This window comes from Paracandidimonas lactea, from assembly GCF_021653995.1.
GTDB lineage: Bacteria > Pseudomonadota > Gammaproteobacteria > Burkholderiales > Burkholderiaceae_B > Allopusillimonas > Allopusillimonas lactea.
On sequence record NZ_JAJJOZ010000010.1, the window covers coordinates 105,491 to 127,448 of the forward strand.

Annotated in this window: 21 protein-coding genes; 10 read left to right on the plus strand and 11 right to left on the minus strand. The window is 61.2% G+C overall.

Features of this window, described 5'->3' with window-relative positions; translation table 11 throughout:
* Window positions 1-93 precede the first annotated feature (93 nt).
* From ureG to LOL23_RS16640, 10 genes are all read right to left on the minus strand, one after another.
* Window positions 94-747 (minus strand): urease accessory protein UreG, encoded by a 654-nt coding sequence (gene ureG, locus LOL23_RS16595; RefSeq protein WP_160982074.1) that lies wholly within the window; start codon window positions 745-747, stop codon window positions 94-96.
* Window positions 748-794: 47 nt separating this feature from the next.
* On the minus strand, window positions 795-1,496 hold the full coding sequence (locus LOL23_RS16600; protein ID WP_160982076.1) for an urease accessory protein UreF: 702 nt from the start codon (window positions 1,494-1,496) through the stop codon (window positions 795-797).
* Complete coding sequence (gene ureE / locus LOL23_RS16605; RefSeq protein ID WP_160982079.1) at window positions 1,493-2,260, minus strand: urease accessory protein UreE; 768 nt, start codon at window positions 2,258-2,260, stop codon at window positions 1,493-1,495. Before ureE ends, LOL23_RS16600 begins: the two co-directional genes overlap by 4 nt.
* A 2-nt stretch (window positions 2,261-2,262) precedes the next feature.
* Window positions 2,263-3,978 carry an urease subunit alpha gene (gene ureC, locus LOL23_RS16610; RefSeq protein WP_202411831.1) on the minus strand — a complete coding sequence of 572 codons (1,716 nt, stop codon included), beginning with the start codon at window positions 3,976-3,978 and terminating at the stop codon, window positions 2,263-2,265.
* Window positions 3,978-4,283 (minus strand): urease subunit beta, encoded by a 306-nt coding sequence (locus tag LOL23_RS16615; RefSeq protein ID WP_160982093.1) that lies wholly within the window; start codon window positions 4,281-4,283, stop codon window positions 3,978-3,980. The genes ureC and LOL23_RS16615 overlap by 1 nt, the downstream gene beginning before the upstream one ends.
* 29 nt (window positions 4,284-4,312) lie before the next feature.
* A complete protein-coding gene (locus tag LOL23_RS16620; protein ID WP_237173945.1) occupies window positions 4,313-4,924 on the minus strand; it encodes a HupE/UreJ family protein in 612 nt (203 codons plus the stop codon).
* 128 nt (window positions 4,925-5,052) lie between these two features.
* The gene (locus LOL23_RS16625) at window positions 5,053-5,355 is read right to left on the minus strand and encodes an urease subunit gamma (protein WP_160982097.1); all 303 of its coding nucleotides are present in this window, start codon (window positions 5,353-5,355) and stop codon (window positions 5,053-5,055) included.
* A gap of 191 nt (window positions 5,356-5,546) precedes the next feature.
* Window positions 5,547-6,401: an urease accessory protein UreD gene (locus tag LOL23_RS16630; protein WP_160982099.1), complete on the minus strand. Its 855-nt coding sequence runs from the start codon at window positions 6,399-6,401 to the stop codon at window positions 5,547-5,549.
* Between the two features lie 291 nt (window positions 6,402-6,692).
* Window positions 6,693-7,301, minus strand: a complete 609-nt coding sequence (locus LOL23_RS16635; RefSeq protein WP_237173946.1) for a peptidoglycan DD-metalloendopeptidase family protein — start codon at window positions 7,299-7,301, stop codon at window positions 6,693-6,695.
* Between the two features lie 200 nt (window positions 7,302-7,501).
* Complete coding sequence (locus LOL23_RS16640) at window positions 7,502-8,020, minus strand: YMGG-like glycine zipper-containing protein (RefSeq protein WP_202411826.1); 519 nt, start codon at window positions 8,018-8,020, stop codon at window positions 7,502-7,504.
* 355 nt (window positions 8,021-8,375) lie between these two features.
* On the opposite strand from LOL23_RS16640, the gene LOL23_RS16645 reads away from it, so the two are divergent.
* From LOL23_RS16645 to ahpF, 4 genes are all read left to right on the plus strand, one after another.
* On the plus strand, window positions 8,376-8,855 hold the full coding sequence (locus tag LOL23_RS16645; RefSeq protein WP_160982101.1) for a helix-turn-helix domain-containing protein: 480 nt from the start codon (window positions 8,376-8,378) through the stop codon (window positions 8,853-8,855).
* Between the two features lie 122 nt (window positions 8,856-8,977).
* On the plus strand, window positions 8,978-10,222 hold the full coding sequence (locus LOL23_RS16650) for a CynX/NimT family MFS transporter (protein WP_160982103.1): 1,245 nt from the start codon (window positions 8,978-8,980) through the stop codon (window positions 10,220-10,222).
* A 340-nt stretch (window positions 10,223-10,562) separates the two neighbouring features.
* Window positions 10,563-11,126: an alkyl hydroperoxide reductase subunit C gene (ahpC, locus tag LOL23_RS16655; protein ID WP_160982105.1), complete on the plus strand. Its 564-nt coding sequence runs from the start codon at window positions 10,563-10,565 to the stop codon at window positions 11,124-11,126.
* Window positions 11,127-11,256: 130 nt separating this feature from the next.
* A complete protein-coding gene (gene ahpF / locus LOL23_RS16660) occupies window positions 11,257-12,837 on the plus strand; it encodes an alkyl hydroperoxide reductase subunit F (protein ID WP_160982107.1) in 1,581 nt (526 codons plus the stop codon).
* A 158-nt stretch (window positions 12,838-12,995) separates the two neighbouring features.
* Here ahpF and LOL23_RS16665 read toward each other — a convergent pair whose 3' ends face one another.
* On the minus strand, window positions 12,996-13,889 hold the full coding sequence (locus LOL23_RS16665) for a LysR substrate-binding domain-containing protein (RefSeq protein WP_160982109.1): 894 nt from the start codon (window positions 13,887-13,889) through the stop codon (window positions 12,996-12,998).
* Window positions 13,890-14,147: 258 nt separating this feature from the next.
* Between LOL23_RS16665 and scpC the strand changes: the two genes are divergently transcribed.
* The 6 genes from scpC (at window position 14,148) to LOL23_RS16695 (ending at window position 21,950) form a co-directional block, all read left to right on the plus strand.
* A complete protein-coding gene (gene scpC / locus LOL23_RS16670; RefSeq protein ID WP_160982111.1) occupies window positions 14,148-15,662 on the plus strand; it encodes a succinyl-CoA:acetate CoA-transferase ScpC in 1,515 nt (504 codons plus the stop codon).
* Window positions 15,663-15,785: 123 nt separating this feature from the next.
* Window positions 15,786-18,098, plus strand: coding sequence for an AsmA family protein (locus tag LOL23_RS16675; RefSeq protein WP_160982113.1), 2,313 nt, complete (start codon window positions 15,786-15,788; stop codon window positions 18,096-18,098).
* Between the two features lie 116 nt (window positions 18,099-18,214).
* Complete coding sequence (locus LOL23_RS16680) at window positions 18,215-18,406, plus strand: YqaE/Pmp3 family membrane protein (protein WP_160982115.1); 192 nt, start codon at window positions 18,215-18,217, stop codon at window positions 18,404-18,406.
* Window positions 18,407-18,445: 39 nt separating this feature from the next.
* Window positions 18,446-19,978, plus strand: a complete 1,533-nt coding sequence (locus LOL23_RS16685) for an ABC transporter ATP-binding protein (RefSeq protein WP_160982117.1) — start codon at window positions 18,446-18,448, stop codon at window positions 19,976-19,978.
* The gene (locus LOL23_RS16690; protein ID WP_160982120.1) at window positions 19,972-21,036 is read left to right on the plus strand and encodes an ABC transporter permease; all 1,065 of its coding nucleotides are present in this window, start codon (window positions 19,972-19,974) and stop codon (window positions 21,034-21,036) included. The genes LOL23_RS16685 and LOL23_RS16690 overlap by 7 nt, the downstream gene beginning before the upstream one ends.
* Entirely contained in the window at window positions 21,033-21,950 is a 918-nt protein-coding gene (locus tag LOL23_RS16695; RefSeq protein ID WP_160982122.1) for an ABC transporter permease, read from the plus strand. The genes LOL23_RS16690 and LOL23_RS16695 overlap by 4 nt, the downstream gene beginning before the upstream one ends.
* The last annotated feature ends 8 nt before the right edge of the window (window positions 21,951-21,958 follow it).

Genomic DNA, 21,958 nt, shown 5'->3' on the forward strand with positions numbered 1-21,958 from the left:
GCCGCGGGTGTCAATCGGGTGCCGCCCGCCATGTGGCGGGGTTCTGCCACGTTGCCTGGGCCGCTGCTGCCGCCATATCATCGGCGGCAGCAATCAATCCGACTGGATATTCAGCATGCCTTCCTTTTTCAAGAAGGCCACGATCTTATCCAGGCCTTGGCCGGTCTTTAGATTGCACATTACAAAAGGCTTGTCGCCGCGCATGCGGCGGGTGTCGGCCTCCATTACGTCCAGATTGGCACCTACATAAGGCGCAAGGTCGGTCTTGTTGATGATGAACAGGTCCGACTTGGTGATGCCCGGCCCACCCTTGCGCGGTATCTTCTCGCCGCTGGCAACATCGATGATATAGAGCGTCAGGTCTGAAAGCTCGGGGCTGAAGGTGGCAGCCAGATTGTCGCCGCCGGACTCGATGAACACGATATCCGCATCCGGAAACTTGCCCAGCATGCGGTCGATGGCCTCGAGATTGATGGACGCGTCTTCGCGGATGGCAGTATGGGGACAGCCGCCGGTTTCCACGCCCAGGATGCGCTCGGGCGGCAGAGCACCGGACAGTGTCAGCAGGCGCTGGTCTTCCTTGGTGTAGATGTCGTTGGTGATGGCGATGAGGTCGTACTCGGGGTACATGGCCTTGCAGACCATCTCGAGCAGTGTCGTCTTGCCCGAGCCGACCGGCCCGCCAACACCGACGCGCAGGGGCGGCAGCTTCTTGCTGCGTCCTGCCAGTGTGGAAATATCATGCATGGTGATTCAGCCTGTGTAGGGTAAAGGGTTGGAGGCGTTCATGGTCGTCATGATCGGAACAGCCTCGAAAACTGCGTTTCGTGCCGTGAGGACACAATGGCGTACTGTGGTGCGAACGTATGCAGGGCGGGTGGTTCGGCCCTGGCCCGTTGCTGGGCGTTTGCCACGACACCCTGAAGTCGCGGGCGCAAGCCGGTGATGATGCGTTGGCCGGCCGATTGCCCGAGTGGCACGCTTTTGATGGCTGCGGCCACTTGGTTTTCGAGCCAGGTAAACAGATAGGCGGCCAACCCTGCTTCTTCGGGCAGGCGCAGGGCGGCGCATACACACGCGTGCACCAGGGGTAGCGTCATAGGGCGCATGGCGGCCAACGATGTGCGCTGGTCGGCACTGCACCATTGCATATCGTGCACCAAACGGGCCAGCGATGCGCCCATCTGCTCAGTCTCCTGGCGCAGCTCGCGGGTTTCGCGCGAAGCCAGGAACCATTGGTTCCATTCATCGGCCGCCTGGTGCTCGCCGTCGCGCCATGCCCGGTACAGCAGTAGCCAGACGGGTGCCTCGCAATGTGCCATCACCGTTTCCAACTGAGACTGTATCCACACGCGCGCGGAATCTTCGTCGTACACCAGGCGCAGTTCAACAGCCGCCTCCAGACCCTGGGAGTAGCTGAACCCGCCGATAGGCAGGGCGGGCGAGGAAAGCTGCTGTAGGGCGGCAAGTTGGCCGATATCCAGCGCCAGCGTCATGAGCGCGGCGCCTTCTTGCCGTGGCCATGGGGGTGGTCGTGCTCGTGATCGTGATCGTGGTTGTGGTCGTGATCGTGGTCGTGATCGTGGCTGTGATCGTGGCCGTGGCTGTGATTCCCACCGTGATCGTGGTTGTGGCCGCAGTCATGCGTGTGCGCAGGGCGGGGAGGGTGGTTGTGCTTGCAATCATGGTTGTGCGTATGGCCATGGGCATGGTCGTCGTGCCCATGCGTGCTGGCTCGTCCCGGCTCATGTGCACGGTAGGCCGCCTGTGCCAGCGCGTAGTCTTCGCCGAAGGTCTCGTCATGGCCGTGGCGGTGCCCACCGCCATAGGCACCGGATTCGGGCTCGAACGGCGCATGCACCTGTGCGACGCGTAGACCGCCCAGGCGTTGCAGCATGTCGACCAAGACCGAGTCGTACTCGAGCTGTAGGTAACCTTCGCCCACTTCAAGCAGGACATGGCGGTTGCCCAAATGGTAGGCGGCACGGGCAAGCTGCCGAGGTGTGGCCGCCGTGACCCGCGTCACGGCTTCGTCTGCTGCCTTCACGACCGCAAATCCGCCATCCTGCGCCACCAGCACGTCGCCGTCATGCAAGACCACGCCGCGCTCGATGGACAGTGCCGCTTCTTCGCCATTGTCCAGCGTCAGCGGCTGGCGGCTGCGACGCCGCGCGGAGAGCGTGAGGGTGACAGCCGGTGCTGCTCGGAGCAGCGGTCGGGCGATGCGTCCCGCACGCTGGTATTTGTCGAAAATTCTCATATTTAGAACAGAAAATAACGTTGTGCCATGGGCAATTTTGCGATGGGTTCGCAGCTCAGCAGCTCACCGTCGGCATACACCTCATAGGTTTGCGGGTCGACGGAAATCGTAGGCAGCCAGTTGTTGCGTACCATGTCGTGCTTGGATACCGTACGGCAGCCGCGCACGGCTTCCAGGCGTTTGTTCAAACCCAGGTCGTGCAACGCCGTGTTGTTCAGCCCACTTTGTGAAACAAACAGCACGGAGGTGCGCAGCGCTTTGCCCAGGCTGCCCCACATTGGCCGCAGCGCCACCGGCTGCGGCGTGGAGATGGACGCGCCCATGTCGCCCATGCTGGCCAGCACAGCCATGCCACCCTTGAGCACGATATTGGCCTTGACGCCGAAGAAGGCCGGCTTCCATAAAACCAGGTCAGCCAGCTTGCCCACTTCGATCGAGCCGATGATATGGCCCACACCATGCGCCAATGCCGGGTTGATGGTGTATTTGGCGACATAGCGTTTGATGCGTTCGTTGTCTGAACGCACGCTGTCGCCCGCCAGCGCGCCGCGCTGCACTTTCATTTTGTGGGCAGTCTGCCAGGTGCGCAACGCCACCTCGCCCACGCGGCCCATCGCCTGCGAGTCGGAGCTCATGATGGAAAACGCACCCAAGTCATGCAATACGTCTTCGGCGGCGATGGTTTCGCGGCGTATTCGGCTTTCGGCAAAAGCCAGGTCTTCCGCAATCGACGGGTCTAGATGGTGGCAGACCATCACCATGTCCAGGTGCTCGTCGATGGTGTTGTGCGTGAACGGCATGGTCGGGTTTGTGGAGGCGGGCAGTACGTTGGCCATACCCGCCGCCCGGATGATATCGGGTGCATGCCCGCCGCCTGCGCCTTCGGTGTGGAAGGAGTGGATAGTACGGCCTTTGAAGGCAGCAAAGGTCGCTTCCACGAAGCCGGATTCGTTCAGCGTGTCGCTGTGCAGGGCGACCTGGATGTCGGTTTCGTCGGCGACGCTCAGGCAGGTATCGATCGTGGCAGGTGTGCTGGCCCAGTCTTCATGGATTTTGAGGCCCATGGCGCCCGCACGCACTTGTTCGAGCAGCGCGCCGCGCGAGCTGCTGCTGCCCTTGCCGAACAGGCCAATGTTGACAGGCATGCAGTCAGTTGCCTGCATCATGGCGGCTAGATGCCAGGGCCCGGGCGTGCTGGTGGTGGCCAGCGAGCCGGTGGCAGGGCCTGTGCCGCCGCCAATCAGTGTCGTGGTGCCGTTGGCCAGCGCCTCTTGTATCTGCTGCGGGCAGATGAAGTGGATATGGGTGTCGATGGCGCCCGCCGTCACGATCATGCCTTCGCCGGCAATGATTTCGGTGCCCGCGCCGATGACGATGGTGACGCCGGGCTGTGTGTCGGGGTTGCCTGCTTTGCCGATGCCGCTGATCAGTCCGTTCTTGATGCCAATGTCTGCCTTGACGATCCCTGTGACGGCGTCAATGATCAATGCATTGGTGATCACGGTATCGGCGCAGTCTGCGCTCAGGCGTTGGCTCTGGCCCATGCCGTCGCGGATAACCTTGCCGCCGCCGAACTTCACCTCTTCGCCGAAAATAGTATGGTCATATTCGACTTCGGCCAGCAGTTCGGTATCCGCGAGCCGTACCCGATCGCCCACGCCGTTGACGACGGTGGGGCCGTAGATTTCTGTATAAGCCTTGCGGGACAGTTGAGTCATCATAGCGCTCCCATGACGTCACCGTGAAAGCCGAACACCCGACGTTCGCCGCCCAGCGCAACCAGCTCGATGGTGCGGCGCTGGCCGGGTTCGAAACGCACGGCATTACCGGCCGGGATGTTCAGCCGATAGCCGCGCGCGGCCTGGCGGTCAAAGTCGAGTGCGATGTTTACTTCGGCAAAGTGATAGTGCGAGCCCACCTGCACCGGCCGGTCGCCGTGGTTCGTAACGGCCAGGCTGAGCGTGGGGCGCCCAACATTGAGATCGATCATGCCGTCTTCGGCCAGAATTTCACCTGGAATCATGTCAGTGTCCGTATGTTTGTCTGTTGCGTTTACAGCGTGGCAAGCAGGCTGGCGCCGTACACGGCGATACCCCCGCCCAATGCACGCGAAAGCCAGTGGCTGTGGTGCTTGAGACGAAAACCTGCAAACAGGCCCGCCACGTGCAGGGCAAGCGTGCTGAGCATAAAACCGGTGATGTAGGCCACAGCGGCGCCGCCCGCGGGCAATTCGGCCCCGTGCGCCAAGCCATGAAACAGTGCGAAGAAGCTGATGATGCCCATGCTGATCCAGGCCGGTACGCGCAGGCGAACGGCGACCATCAAGCCCAGCACCAGCAGCGATGCCATGATCATGGGTTCAACCGCCGGAAGCGTCACTCCGGCGATGCCCAACAGCGCCCCGGCCAGCAGCAGGGCCAGGAAGACGAAGGGTGCATACAGTGCCTGACGGGCGGCCCCGTGTACAAGCGCACTCCAGAGGCCTACGGCAACCATGGCCAGTAGGTGATCGGCGCCGGTGAGCGGGTGGATCAAGCCCTCTGCGAGCATGTTTGTTTCGTGGCCTGCGTGGCCAGGGTGCGCCAGCGCAGCGCCCGACAGGGCCAGCAGCGCGCTTCCGGCGAGCGCCCGGAGCAAGATATTGAGTACTGAGGCGTTCTTCATGGTTTCTCCGTCAACGTCAATAGGGTGATTCAGTGGATGAGGATATATTCGCTTATGCGTTTGTTTGCGGCTGTAGCTGTGCTTGAACATACATTGATGTGTGGTGGGATGCACAGCCAGGAAAAAGCTTAAATGATGGGGTGGTGCACGGTGACCAGTTTGGTCCCATCGGGAAACGTGGCCTCGACCTGGATGTCGGCGATCATCTCGGGCACGCCTTCCATAACATCGTCACGCGTCAGGATGCGGGAGCCTTCGCTCATGAGTTCGGCGACCGTCTTCCCGTCGCGGGCGCCTTCCATCAACGCAGCGGTGATAAGTGCGACTGCTTCGGGGTAGTTGAGCTTGACGCCGCGTGCCCGTCGGCGTTCAGCAAGCAGGGCGGCCGTGAAGATCAGCAGTTTGTCTTTCTCGCGAGAAGTCAGTTCCATAGCGTTGGTGTCCAGGTTAAGGGTGGCCCCGGTATGGGTTCCGGGGCGGGTTGCAGTGAGCACGGCACAGCGTATACGCCGCCAGCCGCACAGGTGCGTTCAGGCAAAATTACAGCAATGAAGAAGGACGTGGCAATTAGCCTGCCCGTTCACGAGTTGCCGTGGCGGGGCGGGTCGGAGCGGATGGGCGCTCAGGTGTCCCAGAGCCTGAGCGGCAGGCCTTCGGTGCGCAACAACTGTGGGCGCAGACGCGTCCATGTTCGGATCATCAGGTGACGGACATCTTCGGCGTGCGCACCCACCGCGCGAACCAGGTAGAGCGTTTGCCCGTTTTCATGGGGCAGCGCGGTAAGGCCTGCGCGTAGTTCACCTGCCCAGGGCATGTCGGCCGCCAGCGATTCGCAGGTGAAGGGATCCAGCGTCGGGCCGAATGCCCAGAGCGTGGCATGAACCGTAAACCCGGCCAAGCCCGCGACATCGTCGCGCAGCGGGGTGTCGGCCTGGAGCAGCCCCTTGTCGACCCAGAAAAGCCGTCCATCGATGACAAGTCGTGTATCCATGCCAACGCGACCATTCGCCCATTGCGGCGAACGCGTGACTGACCCCAATTGGGAGATATCCCAGCCTATTGCGGAGGCGCCGGATTCGAGTTCGATGTGATTGCGAGTGATGGCATCCGCGTCGTCGAAAAAGATGTTTTCGAGCGGCAACCAGTCGAGGCGGGCACCAGACTGCACGCGCAGCCGCACGGCTTGGCTGGCTTGCCGGCCGTTGGCTTTGTACCAGCGCGTGGCGCCGGGCGTGGACAAGGTGGCATGTGCACCCGCGCTGACATCGATATCGATATCGAGCACATCACCCCCGGCGATACCGGAGGGCGGATGCAGAATGACGACATGGCAGGTTTGATGCCCTTCTGGATAGAGCGGGCGCTGCACCAACAGCGGGCCGGTGTGCTGACGCGAGGACAAGACGGATCGACCGTTGTCCTGCGCTGAAAAGCCCAGCCTTAGGCTGGCCCGCCACAAAGGTGACGACCCGACCATTTGTAACGCCTCCAGAATTCTGCGTGTTGGTTTTTGATGCCGCGGGAAATGTATAGCGGCGGCGCAAGCCGTGGCATTTTTTGCCGCATTAGAGCGTGCCGCGACGCGTACATTGCGGCTTTATAGTTGATGCGAATGAATACCGCGCTTGTGCCGCGGCGATGTGTATGGCGCGTTAGCGCGACGCGTTAATGCGTACGGCAGCGTTGCCATTATATGTATTTTGGTGAAAAAACCAAGTGCCTTGTTTTATATGCATATTTTTGCACCCTATGGAATGTGAGCGAGGCGTTAGGCGCCGGGTAGGTAGCGGCGGGCGCTCACTGGTTTGCCATTGTGGCGCAACTCGAAATAGAGGTTGGTGTGGCGACTTTCTGTGCTGCCCATGTCGGCGATCTTCTGGCCTTTCCGAACCTGCTGGTTTTCGCGCACGTGCAGCGTGCGGTTATGCGCATAGACGCTGAGGTAGCCATTGCGGTGGTCGATGATGACCAGATTGCCGTAGCCCCGCAGCTTGTTGCCGGCGTAGACCACCTTTCCATCGGCGACAGCGACAACCGGTGTGCCCGGTTTGTTCACAATGTGAAGCCCATAGGTGCTGGGGCCTTTTATGTCGGTGGCCACCTTGCCCGCGGCAGGCCAGATCAGTTTAAGTGTGCCAGCCGATTGGGCGGGCTGGATGCGTTCGGCAGCCGGGCGTGATGCCGTGCTTGCGGATGGCGCGGACCCTGATTGAGCGGGGGCGGCGGTGCTCGCCGTGGATCCGGCGTCGCCACCGACACGTAACAGCTGGCCAACCTCAAGCTTTGATGGATCGTGCAGCCCGTTCATGCGCATCAGCGAGCTGACGGTTTGACCGTGGTTGCGGGCAATGCGATACAGAGTATCGCCGGCTTTCACGCGATAGTGTCCGGACGGTGCAGGCGGTGCCGTACCGCAGGCAACCAGGAGCGACAGCAGACAACCTGCCACCAGGCGGCGCGCCGCGCTGGTGGATATGGACAGGGTCGGGAAACGAGTATGCGATGTTAAGGGTTCAGGATTGCGGCCAGGCATCATGGCGTGAGGGTAGCAGAAAATCCTGAACCCTGATTGCGTGTTCAGTTGTTATTGAAGTTGTCGTGGTTGCCCGTGCCCGTGCCCGGTACGGGCCGGCCGCCGAATCCGCGGCGTTCGCCGAAATGGCGTTCGTCGGAATCGCGCCTGCGGTCGCGGTGATCGCGGTAGCTGCGATCCCGATCATGGTAATGGCGATTGCCGTCCCGGTAATGATGATCCCGGTCGCGGTAATGGCGATCCCGGTCGCGATAATAACGATCCCGGTCGCGGTAATACCCCCGATCGTAATAGTGGTCGCGGTCTCTATCCCAACCGCGATAGTACCTGCGATCCTCCGTGAGGATGGTACCCAGCAGGCCCCCCGCCGCGGCGCCGCCAAGAATGTACACAGGGTCGCCGTCCGACGCCACCGCGCCTGCGGCGGCACCGATGCCTGCGCCCAATACGGCGTTGTTGTTGCGGCGCGCGTAATAATCGTCGCGATAGACTGCGCACCCGGCGAGCGTTGCCGTTAGTACCCCGGCCAACACGAGGCGCATCCAAGTGTTTCGTGCCTTCATGGCCAAGCTCCACATTCGGTGAATCGACATCTCTAGCGTAGACATACGCCTGCCCGCCTGCAAGCGGCGTGAAGGGTAATTGCAGTCAATTGAAATAACTGGTCCGCTCGACCTGAGGATTTGTAATGGTTTCGACGCGAATTGGATGCATCCGTAACGCTTGGCTTACATGTCTATCTATGCACGGCCGCGTAGCGTTCGTACCGTTGTTTAGAAGAGACAAATCGACAGGGCGCAATCTAAACCCCTCATGCGGACGCAACTTCATGTTATTTCGCGCGTACAAAATGGCATAAATATGTAATCATGTATCTGAAAGAATCAAAATCTTATTTAAATGAGCGGATTGTTACAGATGGATCCGACTGGCCCACGAGAGCCTGCCACGACGCTGTCCTCAGCGGCACCGTCGCAGCCCGACCAGTCATCCGTCGATGATTCGCTGGCCTCATGGGGGCATGACGCGTTGATGCTGGACGATCAGTCACTTGCGCGCCTTGCGCGCACGTATGTCACGCGGCATTGCACCCGGCTTGGGGGGGCGGCGGACTTGGCCGCCATGTTGGGTGTTAGCGAGGCGCGGGTAGAGACGGTTTACGTGCTCGAGTACGGAGAAACGCCGTCCGCTGCCATCACCCGCGAGAAGTTTCGTTTTGCCGAGCGGCTACTGGCCGAGTCATCGGTCACGCTGGCCGAGATCGCACGCATGATCGGCTACGAACACCCGGCTGATTTCGCGCTTGCGTTCAGCCGCTATGTAGGTGTAAGCCCCTGGTCATTCCGTCATCTTCCTTATCATGAGCAGATCGAACTGATCGGGCGGTTGGGCAAGTAGCGGCACCTCAAAGCGCGGCGCCGCCTGCATGCGCCCCGGCGAGTTCCTGGCCGCAACGGGGTATCATCGGGAATCGAGCGCGGGCGTCCGCCGTCGCGCGTCAACACTGAGTACCCTTCGCCATGTCCTCAATGTCCACTGACGCAGTAGCCGCCGATTGTGCGCCGTCGCCCAGGCGCAGCCGCGCGGCGTCGGCATTGCTGGGCGCCAGCCTGGTACTCATTGCCTTTAATTTGCGGCCGTTGTTTTCCAGCCTGTCGGTACTCTTGCCTGAACTGCAGCGCGCTGTTCCGCTCAACGCCGCCGCCGCAGGCTATCTGACTACGCTTCCGGTGCTTTGCCTTGGCTTGTTCGCCCCCTTTGCGCCGCGTCTGGCCCAGCGCATCGGCCCCGAGCGTTGCTTGCTGCTGGTGCTTGTGCTGCTGGCCGCGGGTACAGGGTTTCGCGGCTTGGGCTCCCCTTTTGCGCTGTTTGCAGGGTCTGCATTGGCCGGCGCCGCTATCGCTCTGGGCAATGTCTTGCTGCCAAGCGTGGTCAAGCGTGACTTTGCCCACAAAGCAGCACTGATGACCGGCTTATACACGATGGCGCTCTGTGGCGGTGCAGCGATGGGGGCGGCTTTCACCTTGCCTATCATGCACGCGGGTGGCGACGACTGGCGCGTGGGGCTTGCCTTCTGGGCCTTGCCAGCGGTGCTGGTGATGCTGCTCTGGGCGCCGCAATCGCTGCGCAGTGCCTTGCCGTCGCGCCAAGCCAGGCGGAGGGTTTCCGGCCTGCGCAAGGATATGCTGGCATGGCAGGTGTCTTTCTTTATGGGGCTGCAATCCGCACTGGCGTACTGTGTAATGGGCTGGATGTCGCCCATTCTGCGCAGCCGAGGGCTCGATGGGGTCGAGGCGGGCCTGATGCTGTCCGCATCGGTGATGGTGCAGGTGGCAACCTGCATGCTGGTGCCTGCGGCGGGCGTGCGCATGCGCAATCAGTGCATGCTGAACGTAGGCTTGGCCGCTATAGCAGCCACTGCATTGATTGGTTTGTTGTACGCGCCTGTGGGTACACTCTGGGGCTGGGCGATTGTGCAAGGCATCGGGCAGGGCGGCCTATTTGCCATGGCCATGACGGTGATTGTGCTGCGTTCGCCTGATTCCCATGTCGCGGCTCATCTGTCTGGCATGGCTCAGGGGATAGGGTACGTACTAGCGGCAGCGGGGCCGTTGCTGGTGGGCATTCTGCAAAGCGCCACGGGCAGTTTCGCATCCACGGGCTGGGTGTTCGCCATATTGGGGCTGGCTACTGCCGTGAACGGCTGGGGGGCGGGGCGTGCGAGGCTGGTCAAGGCGAATAGCACGCCGCTTGGCCACCCCTAGCCATTGCATCAGCGCAAACCTTCTATGGCTTCCGGTTGCATCAGGTACACCTGAAAGGTCGATGCGGCGCCGCTACCGGGGTTGGCTTACGGCAGTTGGCTGGCGTAGACTATATAAACGCAGTACAACAAATATAAACGTCAAATTCCAGTCTTATCATCCCTTTTTTGGGGCCACTGCAGCCAACGAGGTCCGACCTCGTTTTATTGTTGCAGACAGATAGTTAATAACTATCACATCAATTGTATTAATCAATTTTACAAATCAATAGCGTCTGCCTATACTGACGTTTGTGCTTCAGATCGATTGTTTTGTTCAACCCACTTCATAAGGAAACGCAATGTCCTTGATCAACACCAAAATCAAGCCGTTCAAAGCAACCGCCTACCATAACGGCAAATTTGTCGAAGTCAGCGATGCAACTGTTGCCGGCAAATGGTCGGTCTTCGTTTTCTATCCCGCCGACTTCACGTTTGTGTGCCCCACCGAACTGGAAGACCTCGCTGACCACTACGCTGAGTTCCAGAAACTCGGCGTCGAAATCTACAGTGTGTCCACCGACACCCACTTCGCGCACAAGGCGTGGCACGACACTTCCGACGCGATCAGCAAGGTTAACTACCCCATGATCGGCGATCCCACCCACCTGCTGGCCAACAACTTCGAAGTGCTGATCGCTGAAGAAGGCGTTGCGCTGCGCGGCACGTTCGTGGTCAACCCCGAAGGCGACATCAAAGTCCTGGAAATCCACGACAACGGCATCGGCCGTGACGCCAAGGAACTGCTGCGCAAGGTCAAGGCCGCTCAGTATGTGGCCTCCCACCCCGGCGAAGTTTGCCCCGCCAAGTGGGAAGAAGGCGCCAAGACGCTGACTCCCTCGCTGGACCTGGTCGGCAAGATCTAAGCGGCAAGGTCGTATCACTGGCCGCCCGCTTCAATGGCAAGCGGGCGGGCCAAAAGTAAACTGCTACGCGCCGGCCACAAGCTGGCGCGTGGTCCTGGAAATCCTCCCATACAAAGAAGGTGCTTACGTTATGTTGGACGCAAATCTCAAGACTCAGTTGACATCCTATATGGGCATGCTTCGCCAGCCTATCGAGCTGGTGGCCAATCTGGACGATCGCGCCGCGTCGACAGAGCTGCGCGAACTGCTGCGCGAGATCGACGCGATGTCCGACCTCATCACGCTGGTCGAACAGCATAACGCAAGCGAGCGCACTCCTTCGTTCAGGATCAATCGCAGCGGTTCCGATGTCAGCGTGCAGTTCGCCGGCATCCCGATGGGCCACGAGTTCACGTCGCTCGTGCTTGCGCTGCTGCAGGTTGGCGGCCACCCCATCAAGCTGGATGAGGCTGTCATCGAACAGATCCGCAATCTTCCCGGCGACTATCGCTTCGAGACCTATTTCTCGTTGTCGTGCCAGAATTGCCCGGATGTCGTGCAGGCATTGAACACGATGTCCATCATCAATCCGCGCATTCGCCACACCGCTATCGACGGCGCGCTGTTCCAGAGCGAAGTCGAGGCCAAGCAGATCATGTCTGTGCCGACTATGTTCCTGAATGACGAAGTCTTTGGCCAGGGACGTGCCGGCGTGGAAGAAATCCTCTCCAAGCTCGATAGCGGTGCTTCGCAGCGCAAGGCCGAAGAGCTCAGCGCACGCGAGCCTTATGACGTGCTGATCGTGGGTGGCGGCCCAGCGGGCGCGGCGGCGGCCGTATATGCGGCGCGCAAGGGCATTCGCACCGGCGTGGTGGCCGAACGCTTTGGCGGCCAGGTGCTCGACACCATGGCCATCGAGAACTACATTTCCATTCCAGAAACGGAGGGGCCCAAGTTTGCCGCGGCGCTCGAACAGCACGTGAAAGAGTACGGCGTGGACATCATCAACCTGCAGCGCGCCCAAAGCCTCAAGCAGGAAGGCGGCCTGACTGAAGTCAAGCTCGCTGATGGCGGCGTGCTCAAAGGCAAGTCGGTGATCCTGTCCACCGGTGCGCGCTGGCGCGAAGTCAATGTGCCGGGCGAGCGCGAGTACCGCAACAAGGGTGTGGCCTATTGCCCCCACTGCGACGGCCCGCTGTTCAAGGGCAAGCGCGTGGCTGTCATCGGGGGCGGAAACTCCGGTGTCGAGGCTGCGATCGACCTGGCGGGCCTGGTTGCACATGTCACGCTGATCGAGTTTGGCGATGCGCTGCGCGCAGACGCCGTGCTGCAGCGTAAGTTGGCTTCGCTGCCCAACGTCACAGTGATCAAATCGGCGCAAACCACCGAGATCCATGGCGATGGTCAGAAGGTGTCGGGGCTGTCGTACAAAGACCGCACTTCGGGTGAAATGCACCGCGTCGATCTGGAAGGCGTGTTTGTACAGATCGGCCTGGTGCCCAATACCGAATGGCTCAAGGGGGCCCTGGACCTTTCCCGCTTCGGCGAAATCGAGGTCGATGCACGCGGCCAGACTTCGCTGCCTGGGGTGTTTGCTGCGGGCGACTGTACCACTGTGCCGTACAAGCAGATCATCATCTCCGCAGGGGATGGTGCCAAGGCAGCGCTCAGTGCATTCGATCACTTGATCCGCACGTCGGTCGACAGCGAGGTGCAGGCAGTATCCGCCTGATCCTCCGCAGCCTACGGCACGAGCGTGCGGCGGCCCGGCATTGCGCCATCACAGGTCAATGTGATGGCGCAGTGTTTTACCCCCGCAGCCAGCGCCGATCATCCTGCGTGCATGCATTCTCCCGCCGACGGCTTGCCGAGCGGGTATTTTTTTATCGTTCAGTCGAGCCAGCGCCCGCCCAGTTCGGCCTCGCAGATTTCCAGCCAGGCCTGCGCGGCATGCGATAGATAGCGCCCATTCCAGATGTGCGCCACCTGCCAGCGCAGATCGGGTTGCGTCAGGCGCGCAGCCGTCAGGCCGTCGAGCTTGATCAATTGCACAAAGGGTTCGGGCAGCAGCGCCAGGCCCATCCCTGCGCGCGCCATCGACACTGTCCAGTCCCATTGCCCGCTCTGGGCAGCGATGCGGGGAGCGAAACCTGCCTGGGCAAATTCGGCGCGCAGGCGGCGGGTGATGGCAAAGTCATCGTTCATCAGCACCAGCGGCCGGTCGCGCAGCGTGCCGAAACGCAGTGTTCCCTGTGCATCGCGAAGCAGCGAAGGTTCACCCACTGCCCAGACGGCGTGGCTGTTCACTTCACGCGCCACGATGCCCAGGCCAGGCTCAACGGGAAGTATCGTCAAGCCGATTTCGAGTTCCCCGGCTGCGACTTGGCGCTCGATTTCGCGGCCGGTATCTTCATGCAGGCGCAGCACGATGCCTGGGAAACATGCCCGGAAGGTTTTGACGACCCCCGTGAAGAGCATGTTGATCATTGGCGGTATGCCGACGTCCAATGTGCCTGCTTCCACCGACTGCGTTTTGCGCACGTCCGCCTGCAACTGCCCCATGGCGGCCAGCACGCCCAGCCCACGTTCATATACCACCTTGCCGCAATCGGTCAGGGCGGGAGGCTGCGTGTCGCGCAGAAGCAAGGCTTCGCCGATTTCGTTTTCGAGCTGACGCACCATCTTGCTGATCGTGGATTGCGTGACGCCAAGCGAGGTCGCCGCCTTCGTGAAGCTTTTGAGGCGGACGGTTTCGATGAAGTAGCGCAGTGAGCGGATATCCATGGCGTTGGCGTTGCAGTCAATGGGAGGGGGCGGCGGTATCCGGGTGCGTGAGATGCCGCGGCATTCAAAAAACGACTGTTACATATGAGTGTAATTCATTTAACGAATGCTACGCTTTGAGAAAAATAAATCCTATCAACCCGAGCCGGCGGTCCAGCCCACATTCTTCACAGCTGGCTGGCCGGCGCGTCATGAAGAGATCCCGCGGCAGCAGAAAGCGGGGCCGACCCGGCGCAAAGAGACAGAGAGCAGAGCACCATGTACGAAGACCGTATCCGAGACCCGCGGCTCATGGGGAAAATTATGCCCGCCCAGGAGGCCGCGGCTTTGTTCCGCAGTGGCATGACTGTCGGGATGAGCGGTTTCACCAAGGCTGGCGACTGCAAGGCGATGCCTGCCGCGCTGGCCGACCGGGCACGCGCCGATGGCCTGACGCTGAACCTGGTGACAGGCGCTTCGCTGGGCAACGACAGCGATGGCCTGATGGCTGCGTCGGGCCTGCTCGCGCGCCGCCTGCCGTTTCAGGGCGATGCCACGCTGCGCGGCCGCATCAACGATGGTTCGGTGATGTTCATTGATCAGCATTTATCTGACACCGCCGAGCAACTGCGCACCGGCAACCTGCCGCGCATCAATGTGGCGGTCATCGAGGCGGTCGCCATCACAGAAGATGGCGGTATTGTGCCGACCACCTCTGTCGGCAACTCGGCCACATTTGCCCAGCAGGCTGAGCAGATCGTGATTGAGCTCAATCTGCGCATGCCTCTTACCCTGGAAGGCCTGCACGATATTTACACACCGGGCGATCGGCCCGAACGCGAGCCGACGCCGTTGGTGCGCGTGGACGACCGCATCGGCGACGCTGTAATTCGGGTCGACCCCGAGCGCATCATTGCCATTGTGCTGACTGATCATGAGGACGCTCCGTCGGCCAATCTGCCGCCCGATGGCGAAACCGAAGCGATTGCCCGGCATGTGGTGGCCTTTCTGGAGGGAGAGGTGAAGGCAGGCCGCCTGTCGCCATCGCTGCTGCCGCTGCAGGCGGGTATCGGTACGATCGCCAACGCTGTGCTGCATGGTCTGGTCGAGTCGTCGTTCGAAAACCTGACGATGTACTCTGAAGTGCTGCAGGACAGCGCCTTCGAACTCATCGATTCGGGTCAATGCGTGTTTGCCTCGGCATCGTCGATCACTGTGTCGGAAAAAATGAGCAGGTCGTTCCTGGAGGGTCTCGACCGCTATCGTTCAAAGTTGGTGCTGCGGCCGCAAGAAATCAGCAATCTCCCCGAAATCGTGCGTAGGCTCGGCATCATCGCCATCAATACCGCACTGGAGGTCGACATCTATGGCAACGTCAACTCCACCCACGTAAATGGCACCCACATGATGAACGGCATCGGCGGCTCGGGCGATTTCGCGCGCAATGCCCATCTTGCTATCTTTGTGACCAAGTCAGTGGCCAAGCAGGGAGCGATATCCAGCGTGGTGCCCATGGTGCCGCATGTTGATCATACCGAGCACGATGTAGACATCGTGGTGACCGAATGGGGGCTGGCTGATTTGCGCGGCCTGGCCCCGCGCGAGCGTGCTGTGCGCATCATCGAGCAGTGTGCGCATCCCGATTACCGTGATGCCTTGCGCACATACTACCGTGAGGCATGCCAGCGAGGAGGCCAGACCCCGCACTGCCTGGAGCAAGCATTTGCCTGGCACCGTCGTTTCCAGCAAACCGGCACCATGCTTGAGCCGGTGGTCGCATCGGAAATGGCTTGACGAAGCTGGTCGGCCGGTTTGCAATCAGTAAAGGTTGGTTTCATTTCAATCGTGCGACCCCTCTAGAATAAGTGTGTCCCGCCACGCCGTGAGGCCAGGCTGATGGATGACTGAGGAGGTCGCATGCCGCGTTACGCCAAAATCATTCTGTGGGTCTGCCTGGCGCTGGTGCTGTCGGCCATGTTGGTAGTGGCCGTTGCCGCAAGGTTCGACTGGAACCATGCGCGGCCTTGGCTCAATCGCCAGGCCTCTGTGTTGGCGGACAGGCAGGTGGAAGTGCGGGGTAATCTGGACGTCCGCTGGCTCTGGCCTCGAGAGGTGGCGCCGGATGACCGCCTTGATGGTTGGCGGGCCTGGGTGCCGTGGCCGCGCATCGTTGCCGAAAACGTCGTCATCGGGCCGCCGAAGTCAATGGCGCAAGCGGCGGATGCGCGCAATATGGCCGAGATAGGGCACGTGTCGGGCACGCTCAATCCGCTCGCGCTGGGCTCGCATGTGGCGCAGATCCGAAGCTTGCGCATCGCGTCGGCCAAGGTGTTCCTGCAGCGCCAGGCCGATGGCGCGGGTAACTGGACCTTTGGCAAGCAACATGAAGAATCCGCCAAGTCCGCGGGTTGGAAAGTGGATCTGCAGTCGCTCCAACTCGAGGATGTGCAGGCGCAGGTGGTCGATGCCAGCCGCGGGTTGGACCTGACGGTCGTTCTGGATACGCTGCGGCCAGAGGCTGCGGAGATGGCAAACACGGCCGCCAGTGGCATCGTCAAAGCCGGCGCATCCGATCCACCAAAAGCCGCAGCCACTGCGGCTGTGGCCGCCAACACGCCAACGCTGGCCGCCGATGCCGCGCAAGGCGACCCCTACAGCATCCATTGGTCGGCCAAGGGGAGTTTTAACAAGGCGATGGTCGAGGGTGAGGGGAGAATCGGCGCTATCCTTTCTTTGCGCGACGCGCAGCATCCTTTTCCGCTTCAAGGCGAAGCCAGTATAGGCAAGACACGGGTCGTGATCAGCGGAACGATCACACGCCCCCAGGATTTGGCGGCGCTGGATGTCGATCTGAAACTGTCCGGCGACAGCATGTCGGACCTGCTGCCCATCATCGGCGTTGCACTGCCCGTGACCCCCCCTTACCGCACCCAGGGCCATCTGACGGCTCAGCTCGAAGGCAAACAGGATGTGTGGCGTTATGAGGGTTTTCAGGGGCGAGTAGGGGAAAGCGACCTGCGCGGCACGCTCGAATTCCGGCGTGGCGGGCCGCGTCCTGTGCTGTCGGGCGAAGTCCGGTCCCGGCTGCTGCGTTTTCAGGATCTTGGCCCGTTGGTGGGCGCGGATACCAGCCGCGTCTCTTCGGAAGCCGCCAAGCGCAAGGACGCTGCCACGCCCAAAGGCAAAGTGTTGCCGGCGGCGGAGATCAATACCGATGCCTGGGGCGTCATGGACGCATCGGTGCGTTTTACCGGCGAGAAGATTGTGCGGCAAAAAGACCTGCCGCTGGATAACATTGAAGCGAGTGTCGAGTTGCGCGACAAGGTGCTGTCATTTGAGCCTCTGAATTTTGGCGTGGCGGGCGGCACGCTCGCCAATACCATCAGGCTCGATGGAAGCGGCAAGGAGATACACGCTTCGGTCAAGACAACGGCGCGGCATCTCAAACTCAAGCGCTTGTTTCCCGGGGCGGAATCCATGAACGCGAGTTTCGGCGAACTGCATGGCAACGCCAACCTGCGCGGCAACGGGCAGTCTATTGCACAGATGCTGGGCACCGTCGATGGCGACCTGCAAGCACTTGTCAGCCGTGGCACGATAAGCCACTTCTTGCTTGAAGCCGCGGGTCTTAATGTTGCCAATATGATTGTGCTCAAGCTGTTTGGCGACGAACAAATCACCATGAATTGCTTTGCCGGTGACGTTGCGGCAAAGAACGGCTTGCTCACGATACGAACCATGCGGCTCGAAACCGACGACATGGTGGTGGATGTCACGGGCGATATCAATTTGCGCGATGAAGGCATCGATCTGAAAATCATGCCTAACAACCGTACACTGCGTATCTTTACCTTGCGTTCGCCCCTGTATGCGCGCGGTACGCTGCAGAATCCGGATGTGGGCGTGGAGAAAGGGCCTGTGGCGGCTCGGGCGGGGGCCGCTGTGGCGCTGGGCGTGATTGCCACGCCCTTGGCGGCGCTGCTGCCGCTGCTGAATGTGGGGACAGACGAGGCGACGGGCTGTACAAATGGCACGTCTGCGCAGCAGGGCGAGGCTGCGAAGGCCAGTGATGATAAAGCCAATGCTGATAAGGCTAACGCTGATAAGGCTAACGGCGACAAAGCCAGCAGCTCGAAGAAAAACGGTGCCAATGGTGGGCAGTCGGAAAACGATATAAAGCGCGAGCGTAAAGCCCGCGAGAGCTGGCCTTCTTCGCGGGGGCTGCCCTGAATAGCGCAGACGCACGCGCCCTGGGAATGGTCACAATCGGTGCGGCTCGCACCATCCGGTTAGAATAGCGGTCTTTCTTAACAGAACGGGTCAACTCATCACTCACCCGGGGAAACATGAGACTCATTATTGCGCTCCTGCTGCCTTGGCTGGCATTTTTCACGATCGGCCGGCCGATCGCCGGCATTGTCTGCCTGATTCTTCAATTGACGCTGATCGGCTGGGTGCCGGCGGCAATCTGGGCGGTGTATGCGCTGAGCCAGTACAACACCGACAAAAAGATCAAAGAAGCGATGTTGCACCGCTGATTCGGTGCGCACAACCGTCAACGCTACGATATCTCGCTCATGAGCCCTCGTCTCGCGCTGCAACAGATCACCAAGCAGTATCCGGCCGTCGTCGCCAACGACGCGGTGGATCTGATCGTCCAGCCGGGTGAGATACACGCCGTACTGGGTGAAAACGGTGCAGGGAAGTCCACGCTCATGAAGATCATCTACGGCGTGGTGCGGCCCGATGCGGGCCGCATGTTCTGGAACGGGTGCGAAACCGCCATCGCCAATCCGTCTGAGGCGCGCGACCTCGGCATCGGTATGGTGTTCCAGCACTTTTCGCTTTTTGATACGTTGACAGTCACCGAAAACATCGCCTTGGGCCTGCCTGCTGGCACGCGCATGGATGTACTCGCGCAGCGCATTGCTCAAACGGCCAGCCAGTACGGGCTGGGGCTGGAGCCGGGGCGCCATGTGCATACACTGTCAGTGGGTGAGCGCCAACGTGTCGAAATTGTTCGCGCGCTGCTGGGTAAACCGCAATTGCTGATTCTGGACGAACCCACCTCAGTGCTCACGCCGCAAGCCGTGGAACGCCTGTTCGATACATTGCGCAAGCTGGCAGCCGAAGGCTGCAGCATCTTGTACATCAGCCACAAGCTCGACGAGATCCGCGCCTTATGTCAGGCCTGTACAGTTATGCGCGGCGGCAAGGTAACGGGTGTCTGCGATCCGCGCAACGAAAGCGCGGGCAGTTTGTCGCGCATGATGACGGGGGCCGAACCGCAAGCGCTGCATCACCGCCATACGGCGCCCGGCAAGGTGGCCTTGTCGGTGCGGGGCTTGAGTCTGCCGCGCGCGCATCCCTATGCGGTCGAGCTCGACGACATTTCATTTGACGTCCGCGAGGGTGAGATTCTCGGTGTGGCGGGTGTGTCGGGAAACGGGCAGCAAGAGTTGCTTGCGGTGTTGTCGGGCGAAGACACGCGAGCGGCCGACCACGCTATTTTGTTGGGTGAAGCTCCTGTCGGCCGACGCGACGCCGCATGGCGCAGGGAGCACGGGGTAGGCATGGTGCCCGAGGAGCGATTGGGCCGCGGCACAGTACCCGAGCTTTCGCTGGCGCACAATATATTGCTTTCCCACCAGGGCAGGGCCACAGTGCGCTACGGCATGATCCGCCGCGGCGCGGTACGGCGTCTGGCCGCCGAGATCATCGATCGTTTCGGCGTGCGGGCGCCAGGGCCATACGCGCCGGCGCAAAGCCTGTCGGGCGGTAATCTGCAAAAATACATCATCGGCCGCGAGATTATCCGGCGACCGCGCGTGCTTTTGGTCGCCCAGCCCACCTGGGGCGTAGATGTCAGCGCGGCAGCCCGCATACGCGCCGAATTGCTGGCACTGCGTGATGAGGGTTGCGCGCTGTTGGTTATCTCCGAGGAACTTGACGAATTGTTCGAGATTTCCGATCGCCTGATCGTGATGGCCAAGGGCAGGGTATCGCCCGCCATCCCCCGCACGCATGCCACGCCCGATCAGGTGGGGCAGTGGATGAGCGGCCTGTGGCCGGCGCTGCCCGGTGCCATCTCGGAGGCGTTCGCATGTTGACGCTCGAACCGCGCGCTCATCCCTCGGCGCTCATGGCTGGGTTGTCGCCCGTATTCGCCCTTGCCATTACGATCGCCTGCGGGCTACTGCTGTTTTTCGCCGTCGGCAAAGATCCGCTTGCGAGCCTAGCTGTGTTTTTTGTCGAGCCTTTGCGCAGTCTGCAGGGGTGGGCCGAGATCGGTGTGAAGATGGCGCCGCTGCTATTGATTGCCGTCGGCTTGGCATTGTGTTTTCGCGCCAATGTCTTCAACATCGGTGCGGAGGGGCAGTTTGTGGTGGGGGCCATTGCGGCGGGCGCGCTGATTCTGCAACTGGACAACGATGCCCGCGGCGGTTTCTGGATGATCACGCTGGCTTTGCTGGCAGGTGTGATCGGTGGCATGGTCTGGGCCGCGATGACCGCTTGGCTGCGAGACAGCTTCAATGCCAACGAGATACTGGTCTCCCTGATGCTGGTTTATGTGGCGCAATTGCTGCTCAACTATCTGGTGCATGGCGTGCTCATGGATCCCGATGGGTTCGGGTTTCCGCAGTCGCGGTTGTTTTCCGACGGTTTTCTGCTGCCGTCGATTCTGCCGGGCACACGCCTGCACCCGGGCATTCTCCTGGCATTAGCGGCCTCTCTGGCGGGATGGCTGTTTCTCATGCGCAGCTTTGCGGGGTTTCGCCTGCAGGTGGGTGGCATGGCGCCGTTGGCCGCGCGCTACGCGGGCTTTCCTGCGCGCCGCGCCCTGTGGCAAGCCATGTTGGTGTCGGGTGGCCTGGCGGGCCTGGCGGGCGCTTGCGAGGTGATGGGGCCTATCGGTCAGCTCACGCCTTCAGTGTCGCCAGGCTACGGGTTCGCTGCCATTATCGTAGCGTTTGTCGGCCGGCTTCATCCGCTGGGTGTCGTCTTCTCCAGCTTCATCATGGCGTTGCTGTATATCGGGGGCGAGCTCTCGCAAAGCAGGCTGGGTATGCCCAGCGCAATTGCGGGTATCTTCCAGGGGCTGCTGTTGTTCGCGCTGCTGGCCTGTGACGTGCTGATTCACAATCGTTTGCGCTGGAGATCGCGATGAACGCCGCTGCGCTGCTTGTCGCGTCCGCCATGATCGCGGGTACGCCATTGATGCTGGCCGCATTGGGCCTGCTCGTGAACGAGAAGTCGGGTGTCATCAACCTTGGCTCCGAAGGGATGATGCTGATGGCTGCGGTCGCGGGCTTTGCCGTGGGCCTGGAGACGGGCAGCCCGGCATTGGGCTTCGTGGCGGGTGCCTTGGCCGGCATGGCAATGGCCGCTTTCTTTGCCTGGCTCACTGTCTGGCTCGGCGCAAATCAAGTGGCCACTGGCCTGGCGCTCTCGATCTTCGGCGTGGGGGCGTCGGCCTACCTGGGGCTGCCTTATGTTGGAGAAACGCTGCAGGCGCAGTCCTGGAGCATTCCCGTGGTGCGCGATCTTCCCTTCGTAGGGCCGGCGCTGTTCCAGCATCACCCCATGGTGTATGTATCGCTGATGTTGTGCGCCGGTATTGCGTGGTTTCTGAACCGCACTCGCGCAGGGCTTATTCTGCGGGCGGTGGGCGAGTCGCCGGATTCGGCTCATGCGCTGGGCTACAGCGTACGCCGTATCCGCCTGTGCGCGCTGCTCTTCGGCGGCGCGTGCTGCGGCCTGGCAGGCGCGTTCATGTCGCTGGTCTATACACCCATGTGGGTGGAAAACATGGTTGCGGGGCGCGGCTGGATTGCGCTCGCGCTCACCACATTCGCCACCTGGCGCCCGCTGAGAGTGATGGCCGGCGCCTATTTGTTTGGCGGCATTACGATCCTGGCATTTCACATGCAGGCGCGTGGCGTGCCGATCGCCTCGCAGTTGCTGTCTATGCTACCGTATCTGGCCACTATACTGGTGCTGGTGCTGATTTCGCGCAACGCCAACTGGATCCGGCTCAACATGCCCGCGTCCCTGGGCAAGAATTTCAACCCCAATCATTGAGGTATACC